The following is a 15,592-nucleotide window of genomic DNA, read 5'->3' on the forward strand; positions in this document are numbered from 1 at the left end:
GGGGCAGACATAAGGATTGCCGACCGGAAATGTCAACGCGTGGCAGGTTATTCTCTTAGAAGCGTCGTTCGGGTGTCCCTAAGCCGGATTCTGGGAAAAATGCGGGCAAATATCTGCAATTGTTAACTTGGCATCTCGCCGAGCCCTGGTCTATGGATGCGCCCAATTTGCGATCTCGCATCCCTCCGCCTCGGCTGGAGCGCCGCGCCCATTGTCCCGGCGCGCTTCCCGAGGCCATGAACCTGGCAGGAGCCATTCCCGTGAAACAGCCCCGCGTTGTCCGTCTTGCCGCGCTTGCACTCGCCGGCGCGGCGTTGTTGTCCGGACCGGCTCTTCTGGCGCCGACGGCGGCCCTGGCCGATGACGCCGTCGTCGCGAAGCTCAATGGCAAGGAGATCCGTGAATCGGATCTCGCGCTGGCGGAAGCCGAGGTGGGCCCGGAGGTTGCCAATCTTCCGGCTGCAAACCGCCGCCGCCTGCTGCTCGAATTCCTGATTGAGATGCAACTTTTCGCCGACGCGGCCGAGGGCGAGAAGTTGACGAGCGGGGCGGACTACGAGAAGCGCCTTGCCTATTGGAATACGCGTGCGAAGCGCGACGCCTTCTACGAGAAGTCCATCAAGGGCGCGATCAGCGACGGTCTGGTCAAGGGCATCTACGACGACAAGGTCAAGATGATCCCCGCGGAAGACGAGGTGGAAGCCCGCCACATCCTGGTCGATAGCGAGGACAAGGCCAAGGAAGTGCTCGAGAAGATCGGCAAGGGCGAGGATTTCGCCAAGCTGGCTGAAGAATACTCGAACGATCCCGGCTCCAAGGCCGACGGCGGAAAGCTCGGCTACTTCTCGAAGGGGCAGATGGTGAAGGAGTTCGAGGATGCCGCGTTCGCGCTCCGCAAGGGTGAGGTGTCGAAGCCGGTGCAGACCAAGTTCGGCTGGCACATCATCAAGATCGAGGACCGCCGCACGAAGCCCCTTCCCACCTTCGAGGAGGTGAAGGGCCAGATCGTCAACAGCATGGTGCAGCAGAAGGGCCAGCAGGTGGCCCAGGATCTGCGTGGCAAGGCGAGCATCGAGTACGTGGACAGCGAGATCAAGCTGCAGGTCGAGCAGGAGGCCGCGCTGGCCGCCGCCAAGAAGAAGATGTTCGAGCAGCAGATGGATCAGCAGATCCAGAAGATGGAAGAACAGAAGAAGCCGGACGAAAACAAGACCGAAGACAAGAAGAACTAAGCTGGCTCCGGCCGGGGCCTCAGTGCGCCCCGGCCACCGCCTTTTCAGGGTCTTGCTCGCGCTTGGAAGGCTAGAATGTCGAGCCACGTCGCCTTGGCCCTTGCCATCGTCCTGGAGGTGATCGCGACCTCCGCGCTCAAGGCTTCCGAGGGGTTCAGCAAACCTCTTCCCACACTCGTCGTGGCCATCGGCTATGGGGCGGCGTTCTATTTCCTCTCGCTCGCGCTCCGGACGATCCCTGTGGGAGTTGCCTACGCGGTCTGGTCCGGAATCGGCATCGTGCTGATCTCCGCCATCGGATGGGTCGCGTTCGGACAGAAGCTGGACCTCGCCGCCCTGATCGGCCTTTCCCTCATCATCGCCGGGGTTATCGTCGTTAACGTCTTCTCGGCTTCGAGCGGACACTGATACCTGTCATCTCAAGCGAAAAATTCCGCTTTAGGGTCCTCAGTCTCTATTTTGGACTGCGGATATCCGGCGCGCGTTGATCTATAAGAGCGGCGAACAGGGGGCGGCGCTCCCGCTCCTGCCGCAGATTTCGTTTGGGGTTTCCTTCCATGGCCAAGACTATGCCTCCCTCGCCCTTCGCGCCTGCCACACTGCCCCGGCTCGATCCGATCGCCGGCGTGCACTTCTCCACGGCGGAAGCTGGCATCCGCTATCAGGGCCGCACCGATCTCATGGTCGCCGTCCTGGCGGAGGACACGGCCGTCGCGGGCGTTTTCACCCAATCCAAGACGGCCTCGGCGCCTGTCCTCACCTGCCGCAAGCATCTCAAGAAGGGTGAGGCGCGCGTGCTGGTGGTCAACTCCGGCAACGCGAACGCTTTCACCGGCAAGAAGGGCAAGGAAGCGGTCGAGATCACGGTGGACGCGGCTGCGAAGGCGGGCGACTGCGCGCGCCACGAGGTGTTCGTGGCATCGACAGGCGTGATCGGCGAGCCGCTCGAGGCGGAGAAGTTCGCGCATCTGCTCGAGGGGCTCGTCAAGGACGCGGCTCCCGATGCCTTCGAGGCGGCCGCGCGCGCGATCATGACGACGGACACCTATCCGAAAATGGCGACGCGCAAGGCGTTGATCGGGGATGTCGAGGTGACCCTCAACGGCTTCTGCAAGGGTGCCGGAATGATCGCACCCGACATGGCGACGATGCTGTGCTTCATCTTCACGGACGCCCATATCGCCGCAAAGCCGCTGCAGGCGCTGCTCTCGGAGCATGTCGAGACGACCTTCAACGCGATGACGGTGGACGGCGACACCTCCACCAGCGACACGTGCCTGATCTTCGCAACGGGAGACGCGAGTGCGCGCGGGCAGGAGCCGATCACGAAGGCGGGCTCGAAGAAGCTCAAGGAATTTTCGGCCGCGCTCCACGATCTGATGCAGGATCTCGCGATCCAGGTGGCGAAGGACGGCGAGGGGCTCTCCAAGTTCGTCACCTTCATCGTGGAGGGGGCGGAGAGCGAGAAGGCCGCGCGGAAAATCGCGCTGTCGTGTGCCAACTCCCCGATCCTCAAGACGGCGATCGCGGGCGAAGATCCGAACTGGGGCCGGGTGGTGATGGCGGTCGGCAAGTCCGGCGAGGCGGCCGACCGCGACAAGCTTTCCATCTGGTTCGGCGACCATTGCGTGGCGCGCGACGGGGAGCGGTCGGCGGAGTATGACGAAGCGACTGCGGCGTCCTATATGAAGGGGCGCGAGATCGTCATTCGCATCGATGTGGGCGTGGGCAAGGCTACGTCTCACGTGTGGACGTGCGATCTCACGCACGACTACGTATCGATCAATGCAGATTATCGCAGCTGATCCCCGGTACGAGTTTCCTCGAAGGTGACACTGACAAAAGGAGGAGGGACGGTGCCTCTGACACCCGACTTCTGGCTCGAACGTTGGCAAAAAGGCGATATCGGCTTCCATCAGGCCGAGGGCAACGATCTGTTGCCGCGGAACTGGCCGTCGCTCAACCTCGCACCTGGATCGGCCGTTTTCGTGCCGTTGTGCGGGAAGAGCCAAGACATGGTTTGGCTTGCGGGCAACGGTCACCGCGTGATCGGCGCGGAGCTTTCGCCGCTGGCGGTGGATGATTTCTTCCGCGAGCAGGGGCTCGAAGCGGATACGCGTTCGACGGGGCCGTTCGTTGTGCGCACGGCGGGTCCGTTCACGATCTGGTGCGGGGACGTGTTCGAGATGCCGGCCGATGCGCTCTCCGACGTGGCGGCGGTCTATGACCGTGCCGCGCTGGTGGCCCTGCCGCCGAGCTTGCAGCAGCGCTACGCCAAGAAACTTGCGGAGGCGGTGCCCGCTTCGGCGTCCATTCTTCTCGTGTCGCTCGCCTATCCGGACGGCCAGATCTCGGGCCCGCCGTTCTCGACGCCGTCCGAGCAGGTCTCGGCGCTGTTCGGCGCGACGCACGAGATCCGCGTCACGGACAGCCGGGATCGCCTCGAGCAGAGCCAGAACCTCAAGGACCGCGGCGTGACCTCCCTTGAGGAGACCGCCTACGTGCTGAAGCGGAAGGCTTGATTAGCGGGGTTAAGGTCCTCGGGACAGCGCCTTAGGGGCGTCGCGGATCGCGTCGTAGGCGAGGGCGAGGTCGGCTTCGGTCGTGCAGTACGGCGGCATCACGTAGATGGTGTTGCCGAGCGGGCGGAGCAGGATGCCACGCGCGAGGAAATGCGCGCGGAGCGCTGGGCCGACCGACGCCAGATAGCCGCTGTCATCGACCTCCAGGTCTACCGCCGTGATGGTGCCGAGGCGGCGCGGGTTCTTGAAGCCCGCGCTCTTGGCCGTGAGCGCGCCGAGCGCGCGCTCCTGCAACGCCCCGAGTGCTGCGACGCGTTCGAGGACGGGCTCGGTTTCCCAAATGCGTAGATTTGCGAGCGCTGCCGCGCAGCAGACCGGATTGGCGGTGAAGCTCGACGAGTGGAACAGCGTGCGCGAGCGGTCCTCGGAATAGTGGGCATCGAAAATGCGGGCCGAGGCGAGGGTGGCGGCGAGCGGCAAGCTGCCGCCGGTGAGACCTTTGGCGACGCACATGATGTCCGGTGCGATCGCGGCCTGATCGCAGGCGAACAGCGTGCCGGTGCGGCCCCATCCGGTCATCACCTCGTCGGCGATGAAGAGCGCGTCGTGGCGCTCGCAGATGCGCTTCATCTCGTGGAGAGTCGTCGCGCCGTACATCATCATGCCGCCTGCGCCCAGGATCAGGGGCTCGACGATGAGGGCTGCGAGCGGGGCTTCGCGGCAGGCGGCGTCGAGAGCGTCCAGCGTCTCCTGCTCGCGTCCCGGATAGGGAAAAGGAATACGCACGACATCGAACAACAGCGGCTCGTAGGCGGCATTGAAGACGCCGCGCGCGCCGGCCGACATGGTGCCGATGGTGTCGCCGTGGTAGCCGTGCTCCAGGGCCGCGATGCGCGTGCGCGTCTGTCCGATGTTGCGCCAGTAGCCGAGCGCCATCTTGAGCGCGACTTCGATGGAAGTTGAACCGCTGTCGGAGAAGAAGACGTGGTCGAGACCAGCGGGGGCCAGTCCCACCACCTTTTTTGCAAGCTCCTCGGCAGGGGCGTGGGTGAAGCCCGCGAAGATCACCTGATCGAGCTTGTCGATCTGCTCGTGGATGGCGGCGACGATGGCCGGGTGGCGATGGCCGTGGGTGACGACCCACCACGACGAGATGCCATCGAGGATGCGCCGGCCATCCTCTGTTTCGAGCCAGGCGCCCTCTCCGCGCGCGATCATCGTCGCGTTGGGCTCGGCGCCATGCTGCGTGAACGGATGCCAGACGGTGGAGCGCGCCATCAGCGGAAATCCTCGACGCGGAAGTGGCTCGCGAATGCGTCGCTCAAAGTCGCACGGGTCAGGGTATCGAGGTGAGGCAGGCGCCCGAGGCGGCGCACGTTGCCCATCTCGGCGATCGTCTGCTCGGTGTCGGGCATCTCGTCGCCGACGAAGGCTACGCCCAGGATCGGGATGTTGCGGCCGTTCAACGCCTCGATCGAGAGGAGCGTGTGATTGATGGTGCCGAGGGCGGTGCGCGCCACGAGCACCACGGGCAGGCGCCAGGACGCGAAGACGTCGATCAGCAGCGTCTGGCGGTTGACGGGCACCATGAGGCCGCCCGCGCCTTCGACGACGAGGGGGCCGGGAGCCTCGGGGAGCTTCAGCTTCGCGATACTGATCTCCAGGCCTTCCGCCTCGGCCGCGCGATGGGGGGAGGCGGCCATTTCCAGGCGGTAGATCTCGGGCAGCACGTGATCAGGCGCGAGGCCGGAGAGCGCGCGGATGCGGCTGGTGTCTCCGCCTTCCGCGAGGCCGCACTGAATGGGCTTCCAATAGTATGCGCCGAGCGCGCCCGAGAGGGCGGCTGCGAACACAGTCTTGCCGACGTCGGTGTCGGTTCCGGTGACGATGAGGCATTGTGTCATGTCAAAGCGCTTTCCGCGCTGCATCTGAGCGACCGTACGCGACGCTTCGAAACGTGCCTGGACCCCGACCTCCGTCGGGGTGACGTTCCGGGGAGGCACTCGGCACGATCACCTTCTTCCGTCATCCCGGCGAAGGCCGGGATCCAGATGCGTGTGTCGGAAGCATCGAACCTTCGAGCTGTTTCGCGCTCTACGGAGACGGAGCGCGAAAGCATCGGCTTCCTAATCTGAGGGTTGGTCATGCGGGCACCCGCTGAAGGATGGCGGCGAGCGTATCGATGAGGCGCGTGGTGGCGTCCTCGCCGGCGTTGAGGGTGAGGGAGACGCGAAGGCGCGCGGTGCCTTCGGGAACGGTCGGCGGGCGGACGGCGCGGACGTCGAAGCCTTCCGCGACGAGCGCGCGGGCAATCGCGACGGCCCGCTCGTCGGCGCCGAGGATAACGGGCTGGATGTGCGATCCGGAGGGCGCGATGCCACAGCGCTCGTTCAATGCCCGGCCTGCGAAATCGACGAGCTTGGCGAGGCGTTCCCGCCGCTCCGGCGCATCGCGAACCAGGCGAAGAGAGGCGCGCACGGCGGCCGCCATCAGCGGAGAGGGAGCGGTCGCATAGATGAAGGGGCGGGCGCGGTTGACGAGAAAATCACGCAGGCCGCGCGAGGTGAGCAGCAATGCGCCGCTGACGCCGAGAGCCTTTCCGCAGGTATGCAGAGAGACGACATCGGGTGCGCCTTCGAGCGCGTGGGCAAGGCCGCGTCCATCGGGGCCGAGCACGCCCGTGGCGTGGGCCTCGTCGACGACGAGCATGCCGTCGTGACGGCGTGCGACCTCTATGAGCGCGCCGAGGGGAGCGCGGTCGCCGTCCATCGAGTAGAGGCTTTCGACCGCGAGCCAGGGCTGGCCGGTGCCGCCCGCTGCGCGCCAGGCCGCGATGGCGTCCTCGAAACTCTGCGCATCGTTGTGGCGCGCCGAGGCAATCGCCGCTTTGCTCGCGCGCATCCCGTCGATGACGCTGGCATGGATGAGCTCGTCGTGGACAACGAGATCGCCGCGCTGTGGAAGCGTCGAGAAGAGCGCGTAGTTGGCGACGAAGCCGCCGCCGAAGTAGAGGCAGCTTTCCGCGCCGAAGAAATCCTGCGCGTCGGCCTCCAGCTCCTCATGCTCGGGATCGTTGCCGCGCAGGAGGCGCGAGCCGCCCGCACCGATGGCAACACCGCGCGCGAGCGCGTGCGCGACGGCCTCGGTCAGCTCCGGCGACGTGGCAAGGCCGAGATAATCGTTGGACGAGAAGTCGATGCCGCTGCGGGGGCTGAGCTCGCGCAGGCGGCCGCGACGTTCCAGCGCCTTTAGCGCGCGCTCGTGGCTGTCTGACATGAGGAGGTTCCAGAGCAGCCGCAGCCGGCGTGCTCCGAGGGCGCCGTCTCGATGCCCGCATCGGCGGCCGCGTCGGTGTCGAGCGCCATCGGCTCGATGCCGAGCTTGTTGAACAGCGCCTGATCCTTGTCCTCGCCTGGGTTGTCGGCGGTGAGCAGCGTCTCGCCGCAGAAGATCGAGTTGGCGCCAGCAAAGAAGCAAAGCGCCTGCGTCTCCTCGCTCATCTCGGTGCGGCCGGCGGAAAGGCGCACGAATGAGGTCGGCATCATGATGCGGGCGAGCGCGATGATGCGCACGAAAGCAATGGGGTCGACCTTCTTGCGGTTCTCGAGCGGCGTGCCCGGAATGGGGATCAGCATGTTGATCGGCACGCTCTCGGGGTGCTGCTCGAGGTTGGCGAGCGTCACCAGCATGTCGATGCGATCCTCAATGGTCTCGCCGAGGCCGACGATGCCGCCGGAGCAGACCTTGATACCCGCTTCGCGTACGCGCGACAGCGTGTCGAGGCGGTCTGCGAAAGTGCGCGTCTTGATGATCTCGGAATAGTAGCGCTCGGACGTATCGATGTTGTGATTGTAGTAGTCGAGGCCGGCGTCCTTGAGTTTCACGACGTCGTCGTAGGAGAGCATGCCGAGCGTCATGCAGGTTTCCATGCCGAGCGCCTTGACGCCTTCCACCATGGCGACGACCGAGTCCATGTCGCGGCTCTTCGGCGAGCGCCAGGCTGCGCCCATGCAGTAGCGCGTGGCGCCCTGGGCCTTGGCCTTCCTCGCCTCATTGAGGACGCGCTCGACCTCCATCAGCTTCGAAGCCTTCAGGCCGGTGCCGGAGGCGTGATGGGCGGACTGGCTGCAATAGCCGCAGTCCTCGGCGCAGCCGCCGGTCTTGATGGAGAGCAGGCGGGCGAGCTGGACCTTGTTGGGATCGAAGTGAAGGCGCTGGACGGTGGCGGCGCGGAACAGGAGGTCGTTGAACGGGAGGTCGTGGATGGCCTGCGCCTCGGCTCTCGTCCAGTCGTGGCGAACGGCGTCGATCGGCGCTGCGGTCATCGGAAGGACGTGCACGTTCATCGAGGGGACTCTCCTCATTCCGGTTCGGCGGGCACCCGGGCGTCCGATGCGATCGATCGGAGCCGAAAGGTCCTTTGGTGTCGCATTTTCTACGACGGGCAGGAGCCCATGAGATCGGAAAATGCTTTGAAGGATGTTTGCACCGCGAAGGGACGGGTCTGCAAGGCTCAATTTGCTCCCTGGCTGCTGCTTCGCCGATGACGGCGCGGGGGTGATGCTCATCGCCCGTCCATCGCTGTCCAGGCTATTGATCAGTCAAAGGTATTGCGCCTGCTTCGCGTCTGCGAGATGCGATCCTGGTCTCGCGCCAGTAACGATAGAGCCGGATGCCGCCAATAGGGGCTGGATTGTCAACCATATCAGATCAAAGGCGGCTTGCGTTTGAATGAAACATAGTGAAGGCTGACAATTGCTGTGTCGATCTAGGTTTCAAACAAGTGCCAGATCGATTTTTATTGGGGAGATTTCGATGGATCTTACATCATTACTCATCCAAGCCGTCAGTGGCGCAATCGGCGGCAACGCCGCGGCCGCTGCAACTAAGAACGACGCCCTTGGCACACTCGGCAACACGATCGCCGGCGCCCTGGGCGGAGGACTTGGCGGGCAGTTGCTCGGTCCGCTTCTCGGTCTCGGCGGGGCGGCCGCAGCCTCGGGCCTCGACATCAATGCGATCGTGACCGGATTTGCCACCGGCGGCGTGAGCGGAGCGCTGACCGCGCTCGTGCTCGGTTTCATCAAGGCGAAGCTGGCAGGCTAATTTAGTTCATTGTGTCCGGCGGGCCGGTATTGGGGCGGCCTGCTCTCAAAATTTTTCAGGAGGCGCCCGGTCTTTCACGACCGGGTGCCTTTTTTCAAGCGTCCGTTCATCCCGCGATTTTCCCGCCGCCCTTGCGGGTGATGGCGACGACGGAGGGGCGCGGCGGGATGCCGTCCTTGAAGTCGGGCCAGCGCGTTGAAGGCGTGTCGAAGGTCGAGGGCGGCGCGTCGTCCTCGGTCTCGCCGGGATGCTGAACGGCGACGAAGAACGTCTCGAGGTCCGGGGTGAAGCACGGGCCGCACATCTCCGCGCCCGTCGGTACCTGGAAGAAGCAGCGGGAGGTGGCGCGACGCTCGCCGTCGGTCTCGATCGCCCAAATGCCGTCGGCGCGGCCGGTGCGCTTGGTGCTGTTGCCGTCGGTGGCGACCCAGAGACGCCCTTCCGAATCGATTGCGCAGTTGTCCGGCATGCCGAACCAGCCGTTCTCCGTGGTGGCGGGATTGAAGGTAGCGCCGACCTCAGCGACGGCCGGCGAGCCGCACTTGAGCAGGATCTCCCACGTGAAAGCCGGGGCCGCATGGTCGCCGTTCGCGGGCGTGATCTCGATGATATGGCCGAACAGGTTCTCCGCACGCGGGTTGGCTGCGTCCGTCTGGTCCGCCTTCCGCTTCGCGTTGTTGGTCAGCATCAGGTAGATCTTGCCGGTCTTGGGATCGACCTCGATGTCCTCAGGGCGATCCATGCGGGTGGCGCCCAGCATGTCGGCTGCGAGGCGGGTGTGGATCAGAACGTCGCCCTGATCCTCGAAGCCGTTTTGCGCGCTTAGCCAGATTTGGCCGTCCTTGTTGGGTGCGCCGTGGATCAAGGGAAGCCATTCGCCGGTGCCGTCTGCCTTGAAGCGGGCGACCGAGAGCACGCCCTTGTCGAGCAGATCCTTGTTGGCCGCGCGGTTTGCGAGGTCCACCTTGCCGTCCGTCACGAAGCGATAGACGTAGTCGAAGCGCTCGTCGTCGCCCTGATAGACGACGAAGCGGCCGTCGCCGTTGACGATGTTGCCCGCGCCCTCGTGTTTGAAGCGGCCGAGCGCCGTGCGCTTCACCGGCACAGACGTGGGATCGAGCGGATCGATCTCGACCACCCAGCCGAAGCGGTTCGCCTCGTTGGGCTCTTTCAGCGTGTCGAAGCGGTCGTGATAGCGGCCCCAGGCGTACCACTCGCCGGGTGCGCCGTAGCGGCGGAGAGCACGGGCTTCCTTCGTCACGGGCTCGGCGGCGGCTTTGCCCCAGAAGTAGCCGTTGAAGTTCTCCTCGCAGGTGAGCCACGTGCCCCAGGGCGTCACGCCGCCGGCACAGTTGTTCAACATGCCCTTGATGCGGGTGCCGGTGGGATCTGCCGTTGTTTTCATGCGCGCGTGCCCCGCCGCGGGGCCGGAGACCGCCATCTCGGTTTCGGCGGTGATGCGGCGGGCATAACGTGAGCCGGGCACGACCGACCACTTGCCGCCTTCGCGGCGGATCTCGATCACCGAGCCGCCGTGCGCCATCATCTCGGTATCCACGATCTCGCGCGTGACGCCGCTGAACTGCGAGTCCTTGTCGCTGCGGGGGGCGAGGCCGGGCACCATCAGCTCGCCGTTCGTGTACTCGTGATTGACGACGAGCAGCCCGTGGTCCGAGCGGCCCTCCAGCGGAATGAAGCCCAGGAAGTCGTTGTTGTAGCCGAACTGCTTCTCCTGGGCGGCTGCGTCGGGCTTGCCGGGTGCGAACTCCGGGGCGTCCGGTAGAACGGCGTCACCCCAGCGGATCAGGATGTCGGCGTCGTAGCCCTCGGCGACGTGATGGGTCTTGGAACCGGGGGCGATGGGCAGCTCGACGAAATTGAAACGGGAGGCTGTGCCTTTTTCCTCACCGGAGGCGGGGGCCGCGGCAAGAGCTTTCGGCCAGAGAGCTTCGGCGGCGACGGAAACCGCAGCCAGTCCCTTTACGAGATCACGGCGAGAGAGGCGTGTTGCGATGAGGTCGCCGATGGTCGGGCCGTGGCTGGGGTTCGACCCCTCGTTCTCGGCTGCTTCGAAGGCGACAGACGGCGGGAGCGCGGTGCGCGTCATCAATGGAACCCCCTTGTTCGTGACCGGGTGTCCCATAGCGGGCCGAGGTCACGGACTCATGACGGCTCGTTCGGTAGCAAAACGGAAAATAACATCGGGATCAATGCTGTCGGATCGCGAGTTGAAATGATGCGAATCTTATCAACATTTCGTTATTGTCTTGTCCATGCCCATTTGATCTTGATCATTTGCATTCGAGAACAGTCCTGCCTAGTTTTAAAAACGTCTGATCAAGAGGTTTCGGCCATGTAGCCGGACCCATGTTTAGGGAGTTGAGGCGATGGGTACGCAAGCGGGCTTTGATCCGAACGCCTTCGGTCCGTTCGGTGCGATTTTTCAATCCTATTTTTCCGCAATCGATAGCTTCAGCCCGCGCGCACCGTCGACGGATGGCGTCGCCTCGGGCTTCGATGCTCAGGCGCTGACCGCGCAAGCCACGGCACCGCTCAAGGCTGCCGCGTGCTGCCAGCTCGAGGTGATGGGACTGCTCAATCGGCGGACCCAGGCCTACATGCAAGTTCCAACGCGTTTGGCCCACTGCCGCACGCCGCAGGACGTTATCAACGAGCAACTGGCCTTCTGGCGCACGGCTGCCGAGCAGTATACCGAGAGCTCAAGGAAGATCGGCGAAACGTGGTCGCACGCCTTCCCCTGGGCGAAGGCCTATGCCGTTCGCCCGGCCGTGAGCGCCGAGCGCGATTACATCAGCTTCAACGGCACGGGCAAGGACAACAGCATCACCGTTTCCAAGCCGGATTCGGCGGGCAAGCAGCGCCGCGTGGCTTAGGGCCGGAACCGGGTTTCCCGAGCGGTTTCACAGAACAAAGGCCCCTGCATCACCGCCCTGAACGGGCGAGAGATGCGGGGGCCTTTTCGTTGCGCGTTCAGTTCAGCGCCGAGAGGCCATCTGCGAATCCTGCAAGCGAGATCGGGATGCCGATGCCCGCCTCTTCCGTCTGGAAGATGATGAAAATTGCGGTTTTGCCCGTAGAGAGCTGCTGGATGAGCTTGTCCTCGACGGTGACCTGCGCGTAGCAGGCGAAGGTGTGACAGCGCAGGAAGGGGGCGTGGCCGATGTCCACGCCGTCCACCTTCAACCCCACGCCGGGTGGAAGAAGGATGCCGACAGGCGCGAACACGCGCAGCACCTTCGTGCCGTTCGAGAACTTCTGGAAGTAGATGGTGAGGCCGACGTTCTTGCGGTCCTCGGCGGTGACGCTCTGAACCAGTGCGCACACCTCGTTCTTGGCGCCGGGTGGCGGCGGCTTGCAGACGTACTGCCAATCGCCGTACTGGCCCTTCACGGTTCCATCGGCGAACTGCGGGGAGAGTGCCGCCGCCTTAGGTTGCTCACCCGCGCTACCTCCGGCAAGTGCCGGACGGACGAGGTTAAATCCCGTGTCCGCCAGTCCCGTTAAGAGTGCGAATAGCGCAGCGCACAACACCATGGTTCTGTGCGCGTGAGAGGGGGGTGCGAGGCTGTTCGACCGGCTGGTGCAGGTTGCCATAGAAACGGATATCCCTCGATGAGCCTACGGATCAACGGCGCCCTAGTGCCCGTAAATGGCGCTTGTGCGCCTCTACCGTACTCCGCTCGTCTCGGCGAGGAAAAAGGCCAAAGTGGGACCCGCCTGCGCACGGCCGTCGTCATGGTGCGGTCGCAAAGCGGCACGCTTTCGCTGCGGCGGCCGCATGTCATGCTGCGACGCAATATGACCCAGATCAGCTTCGCCATTTTTTCAACGCGTAGTTATGACGCAGAAAACTTGACTTGAGCCGAGTTTGACGTTTGTGCTGTGTGTGGTCGGGGGACTCTGCCACAGCCGCGTGCACTACTGGCGGTGCAGCATACAAGGTCGGACAGGGCGCACCCCCCAGGGCGCGGCGAGCGACGCCGGGCAGGAACGATCGGAAAGATCGAAACGGCCGACATCAGGGAGATTCCGGCACAGGTGCCGGAGCACGAACCGGGGAGCGGATTAATGCTGAAATGGATTCTCAAGTGTGTGCCTCAGGTGGCACTGGCTGGGCTCATCGCCCTGCTCGTGACGCCAGGCGCTGCGTTGGCCAACAATGGCCTTGGTCAGCCTTATCCCAAACAGATGGGGCTCCAGGAGGCCGCGACGCCGATCGCACGCGAGCTGCACAGCTTCTACGACCTCACGAACACGATCATCATCGCGATCGCGATTTTCGTTCTCATCCTGCTGATCTACGTGATGTTCCGCTTTAGCGAGCGGCGCAACCCGACGCCCAGCCAGACCACGCACCACACGCTGCTCGAAGTGGCCTGGACTGTGATCCCCATCCTCATCCTGGTGGTGATCGCCATTCCTTCGTTCAAGCTGCTGATGAACCAGTACAGCTATCCGAAGCCCGATCTCACGATCAAGGCGGTGGGCAACTCCTGGTTCTGGGAGCATGAGTACCCGGATCACGGCAACTTCACGATTACGTCTAACATGCTGACGGACGACGAGGTCGCGGCTCGCGAGCAGAAGGGCATCCCGACGCCGCGCCTGCTTTCGGTCGACAACGAGATCGTGGTGCCGGTCAACAAGGTCGTCCACGTCCTCGTGACCAGCAACGACGTGATCCACAACTGGACCGTGCAGTCGTTCGGCTCGAAGATCGACGCGGTTCCGGGCCGCCTCACCTCCACCTGGTTCCAGGCTGAGAAGGAAGGCATGTTCTACGGGCAGTGCTCGGAGCTCTGCGGTCTGAACCATGCGTTCATGCCGATCGCTGTGCGCGTCGTGTCCGAAGGTGTTTTCACCGAGTGGGCTGCCGCAATGCAGGCCAAGGACAAGAAGAAGGCACGCGAGATCCTCGATAAGGTCGCTCTCGAGCAGGCCGGCATCAAGGCCGTTGCCGAGAACACCGCCTCGCAGCGCTAAGCGAACAAGGCAACGGCTTTTTGGACAGCCGTTTCCTCTTGCCTGCACAGGATTGGAAACACCCAGGTTAACAAGGGCTTGAACAATGGGTAGCACCACCGCACACGCCGGCCACGATCACGACCACACCCCTACCGGGTGGCGTCGCTGGCTGTTCTCGACGAACCATAAAGACATCGGCACGATGTACCTGATCTTCGGCATGATCTCCGGTATCATCGGTGGCGCGCTGTCGATCGCCATGCGTCTCGAGCTCGCCGAGCCGGGCATGCAGTACTTCTCCAACCCGCACATGTTCAACGTGTTCGTGACCGGCCATGGTCTCATCATGGTGTTCTTCATGGTCATGCCGTCCACCATGGGCGGGTTCGGCAACTGGTTCGTTCCGCTGCAGATCGGCGCGCCGGACATGGCGTTCCCGCGCATGAACAACATCTCGTTCTGGCTTCTGCCGGTGGCGCTCACGCTGCTCCTGATCTCGATGTTCGTCGAAGGTCCGTCGGGCATGCACGGCGTCGGCAGCGGCTGGACGCTCTATGCGCCGCTGTCGGTTTCCGGCCATCCGGGTCCGGCCGTCGACTTCGCGATCCTCGCGCTTCACGTCGCGGGTGCTTCGTCGATCCTCGGCGCCATCAACTTCATCACCACCATCTTCAACATGCGCGCTCCTGGCATGACCATGCACAAGATGCCGCTGTTCGTCTGGTCGGTGCTGATCACGGCGTTCCTGCTGCTCCTCTCGCTCCCGGTTCTCGCCGGCGCGATCACGATGCTGCTCACCGACCGCAACTTCGGCACCACCTTCTTCGCTCCGGCGGGCGGCGGTGACCCGATCCTCTATCAGCATCTGTTCTGGTTCTTCGGTCATCCCGAAGTGTACATTCTGATCCTGCCCGGCTTCGGCATGATCAGCCACATCGTGGCAACCTTCTCGCGCAAGCCGGTGTTCGGCTACCTCGGCATGGCGTACGCCATGCTCGCCATCGGCCTCGTCGGCTTCATCGTGTGGGCGCACCACATGTATGCCGCCGGCATCACGGTCAACACGCAGGCCTACTTCGTGTTCGCAACGATGGTGATCGCGGTTCCCACGGGCGTGAAGATCTTCTCCTGGATTGCAACCATGTGGGGCGGCTCCATCCAGTTCCGCCTGCCGATGATCTGGGCGCTGGGCTTCATCTTCCTGTTCACCGTGGGCGGCGTCACGGGCGTCATGCTGGCGAACGCCGGCGTCGACCGCGCGCTGCACGACACCTATTACGTCGTCGCGCACTTCCACTACGTGCTGTCGCTCGGCGCCGTGTTCTCGATCTTCGCGGGCTGGTACTACTGGTTCCCGAAGATGAGCGGCTACATGTACTCCGAGTTCTGGGGCAAGATGCACTTCTGGATCACCTTCGTCGGTGCCAACGTGCTGTTCTTCCCGCAGCACTTCCTCGGCCTCGCCGGCATGCCCCGCCGCTATGTCGACTATCCGGATGCCTACGCCTTCTGGAACCACGTGTCCTCGATCGGCTCGTACATGACGGCCGTCGGTACGCTGTGCTTCTTCATCGGCGTGTTCGTTGCCCTGGCCCGTAAGGTTCCTGCCGGCAACAATCCGTGGGGCGTCGGTGCGACCACGCTGGAATGGACGCTGTCTTCGCCGCCTCCGTTCCACTGCTTCGAGACGCTGCCGCGTATCTCGGGCAGCTCGCATCACTAAGCGCTCTTCGGGAAAGGTGAGGC

At 64.0% G+C, this 15,592-nt stretch carries 14 protein-coding genes; 8 read left to right on the forward strand and 6 right to left on the reverse strand.

Translation table 11 applies throughout. The features are described from left to right. Positions 1 to 260: 260 nt before the first annotated feature. The 4 genes from F812_RS0102905 to F812_RS0102920 all read left to right on the forward strand — a co-directional run bounded on the left by F812_RS0102905 (position 261) and on the right by F812_RS0102920 (position 3,754). Positions 261 to 1,232 (forward strand): peptidylprolyl isomerase, encoded by a 972-nt coding sequence (locus F812_RS0102905; protein ID WP_198011121.1) that lies wholly within the window; start codon positions 261 to 263, stop codon positions 1,230 to 1,232. 75 nt (positions 1,233 to 1,307) lie between these two features. Continuing rightward, positions 1,308 to 1,640 (forward strand): DMT family transporter, encoded by a 333-nt coding sequence (locus F812_RS0102910; protein ID WP_020084458.1) that lies wholly within the window; start codon positions 1,308 to 1,310, stop codon positions 1,638 to 1,640. Positions 1,641 to 1,789: 149 nt separating this feature from the next. Beyond that, a complete protein-coding gene (argJ, locus tag F812_RS0102915; RefSeq protein WP_020084459.1) occupies positions 1,790 to 3,037 on the forward strand; it encodes a bifunctional glutamate N-acetyltransferase/amino-acid acetyltransferase ArgJ in 1,248 nt (415 codons plus the stop codon). A 51-nt stretch (positions 3,038 to 3,088) separates the two neighbouring features. Then, positions 3,089 to 3,754, forward strand: coding sequence for a thiopurine S-methyltransferase (locus F812_RS0102920; protein ID WP_020084460.1), 666 nt, complete (start codon positions 3,089 to 3,091; stop codon positions 3,752 to 3,754). A gap of 9 nt (positions 3,755 to 3,763) precedes the next feature. On the opposite strand, the gene F812_RS0102925 is transcribed toward F812_RS0102920, so the two are convergent. The 4 genes from F812_RS0102925 to bioB all read right to left on the reverse strand — a co-directional run bounded on the left by F812_RS0102925 (position 3,764) and on the right by bioB (position 8,100). Next, on the reverse strand, positions 3,764 to 5,032 hold the full coding sequence (locus F812_RS0102925; protein ID WP_020084461.1) for an adenosylmethionine--8-amino-7-oxononanoate transaminase: 1,269 nt from the start codon (positions 5,030 to 5,032) through the stop codon (positions 3,764 to 3,766). Continuing rightward, the gene (gene bioD, locus F812_RS0102930; RefSeq protein ID WP_026867801.1) at positions 5,032 to 5,658 is read right to left on the reverse strand and encodes a dethiobiotin synthase; all 627 of its coding nucleotides are present in this window, start codon (positions 5,656 to 5,658) and stop codon (positions 5,032 to 5,034) included. Before bioD ends, F812_RS0102925 begins: the two co-directional genes overlap by 1 nt. A gap of 238 nt (positions 5,659 to 5,896) precedes the next feature. Beyond that, on the reverse strand, positions 5,897 to 7,030 hold the full coding sequence (locus F812_RS0102935) for an 8-amino-7-oxononanoate synthase (protein WP_020084463.1): 1,134 nt from the start codon (positions 7,028 to 7,030) through the stop codon (positions 5,897 to 5,899). Further along, the gene (bioB, locus tag F812_RS0102940) at positions 7,003 to 8,100 is read right to left on the reverse strand and encodes a biotin synthase BioB (protein ID WP_020084464.1); all 1,098 of its coding nucleotides are present in this window, start codon (positions 8,098 to 8,100) and stop codon (positions 7,003 to 7,005) included. The genes F812_RS0102935 and bioB overlap by 28 nt, the downstream gene beginning before the upstream one ends. A 469-nt stretch (positions 8,101 to 8,569) precedes the next feature. Between bioB and F812_RS0102945 the strand changes: the two genes are divergently transcribed. Continuing rightward, positions 8,570 to 8,860, forward strand: coding sequence for a hypothetical protein (locus tag F812_RS0102945; protein ID WP_020084465.1), 291 nt, complete (start codon positions 8,570 to 8,572; stop codon positions 8,858 to 8,860). Positions 8,861 to 8,966: 106 nt separating this feature from the next. Here F812_RS0102945 and F812_RS0102950 read toward each other — a convergent pair whose 3' ends face one another. Next, a complete protein-coding gene (locus F812_RS0102950) occupies positions 8,967 to 10,967 on the reverse strand; it encodes a PhoX family protein (protein ID WP_020084466.1) in 2,001 nt (666 codons plus the stop codon). A 280-nt stretch (positions 10,968 to 11,247) separates the two neighbouring features. On the opposite strand from F812_RS0102950, the gene F812_RS0102955 reads away from it, so the two are divergent. Then, the gene (locus F812_RS0102955; RefSeq protein ID WP_020084467.1) at positions 11,248 to 11,754 is read left to right on the forward strand and encodes a phasin family protein; all 507 of its coding nucleotides are present in this window, start codon (positions 11,248 to 11,250) and stop codon (positions 11,752 to 11,754) included. A gap of 97 nt (positions 11,755 to 11,851) precedes the next feature. Here F812_RS0102955 and F812_RS0102960 read toward each other — a convergent pair whose 3' ends face one another. Beyond that, on the reverse strand, positions 11,852 to 12,475 hold the full coding sequence (locus tag F812_RS0102960) for an invasion associated locus B family protein (RefSeq protein WP_245257611.1): 624 nt from the start codon (positions 12,473 to 12,475) through the stop codon (positions 11,852 to 11,854). 474 nt (positions 12,476 to 12,949) lie between these two features. On the opposite strand from F812_RS0102960, the gene coxB reads away from it, so the two are divergent. Both coxB and ctaD read left to right on the forward strand, forming a co-directional pair. After that, positions 12,950 to 13,864: a cytochrome c oxidase subunit II gene (gene coxB, locus F812_RS0102965; RefSeq protein WP_020084469.1), complete on the forward strand. Its 915-nt coding sequence runs from the start codon at positions 12,950 to 12,952 to the stop codon at positions 13,862 to 13,864. An 85-nt stretch (positions 13,865 to 13,949) separates the two neighbouring features. Next, the gene (ctaD, locus tag F812_RS0102970) at positions 13,950 to 15,569 is read left to right on the forward strand and encodes a cytochrome c oxidase subunit I (RefSeq protein WP_020084470.1); all 1,620 of its coding nucleotides are present in this window, start codon (positions 13,950 to 13,952) and stop codon (positions 15,567 to 15,569) included. Positions 15,570 to 15,592: the final 23 nt, after the last annotated feature.

This window comes from Hyphomicrobium zavarzinii ATCC 27496, from assembly GCF_000383415.1.
GTDB lineage: Bacteria > Pseudomonadota > Alphaproteobacteria > Rhizobiales > Hyphomicrobiaceae > Hyphomicrobium_C > Hyphomicrobium_C zavarzinii.

What these genes read in the sequence shown, in the direction of transcription:
- F812_RS0102910 (WP_020084458.1), top strand. Translation starts at nt 1,308, where the DNA reads ATGTCGAGCCACGTCGCCTTGGCCCTTGCCATCGTCCTGGAGGTGATC.
- argJ (WP_020084459.1), top strand. Translation starts at nt 1,790, where the DNA reads ATGGCCAAGACTATGCCTCCCTCGCCCTTCGCGCCTGCCACACTGCCC.
- F812_RS0102925 (WP_020084461.1), bottom strand. Translation starts at nt 5,032, where the DNA reads ATGGCGCGCTCCACCGTCTGGCATCCGTTCACGCAGCATGGCGCCGAG.
- bioD (WP_026867801.1), bottom strand. Translation starts at nt 5,658, where the DNA reads ATGACACAATGCCTCATCGTCACCGGAACCGACACCGACGTCGGCAAG.
- F812_RS0102935 (WP_020084463.1), bottom strand. Translation starts at nt 7,030, where the DNA reads ATGTCAGACAGCCACGAGCGCGCGCTAAAGGCGCTGGAACGTCGCGGC.
- bioB (WP_020084464.1), bottom strand. Translation starts at nt 8,100, where the DNA reads ATGAACGTGCACGTCCTTCCGATGACCGCAGCGCCGATCGACGCCGTT.
- F812_RS0102945 (WP_020084465.1), top strand. Translation starts at nt 8,570, where the DNA reads ATGGATCTTACATCATTACTCATCCAAGCCGTCAGTGGCGCAATCGGC.
- F812_RS0102950 (WP_020084466.1), bottom strand. Translation starts at nt 10,967, where the DNA reads ATGACGCGCACCGCGCTCCCGCCGTCTGTCGCCTTCGAAGCAGCCGAG.
- F812_RS0102955 (WP_020084467.1), top strand. Translation starts at nt 11,248, where the DNA reads ATGGGTACGCAAGCGGGCTTTGATCCGAACGCCTTCGGTCCGTTCGGT.
- F812_RS0102960 (WP_245257611.1), bottom strand. Translation starts at nt 12,475, where the DNA reads ATGGCAACCTGCACCAGCCGGTCGAACAGCCTCGCACCCCCCTCTCAC.
- coxB (WP_020084469.1), top strand. Translation starts at nt 12,950, where the DNA reads ATGCTGAAATGGATTCTCAAGTGTGTGCCTCAGGTGGCACTGGCTGGG.
- ctaD (WP_020084470.1), top strand. Translation starts at nt 13,950, where the DNA reads ATGGGTAGCACCACCGCACACGCCGGCCACGATCACGACCACACCCCT.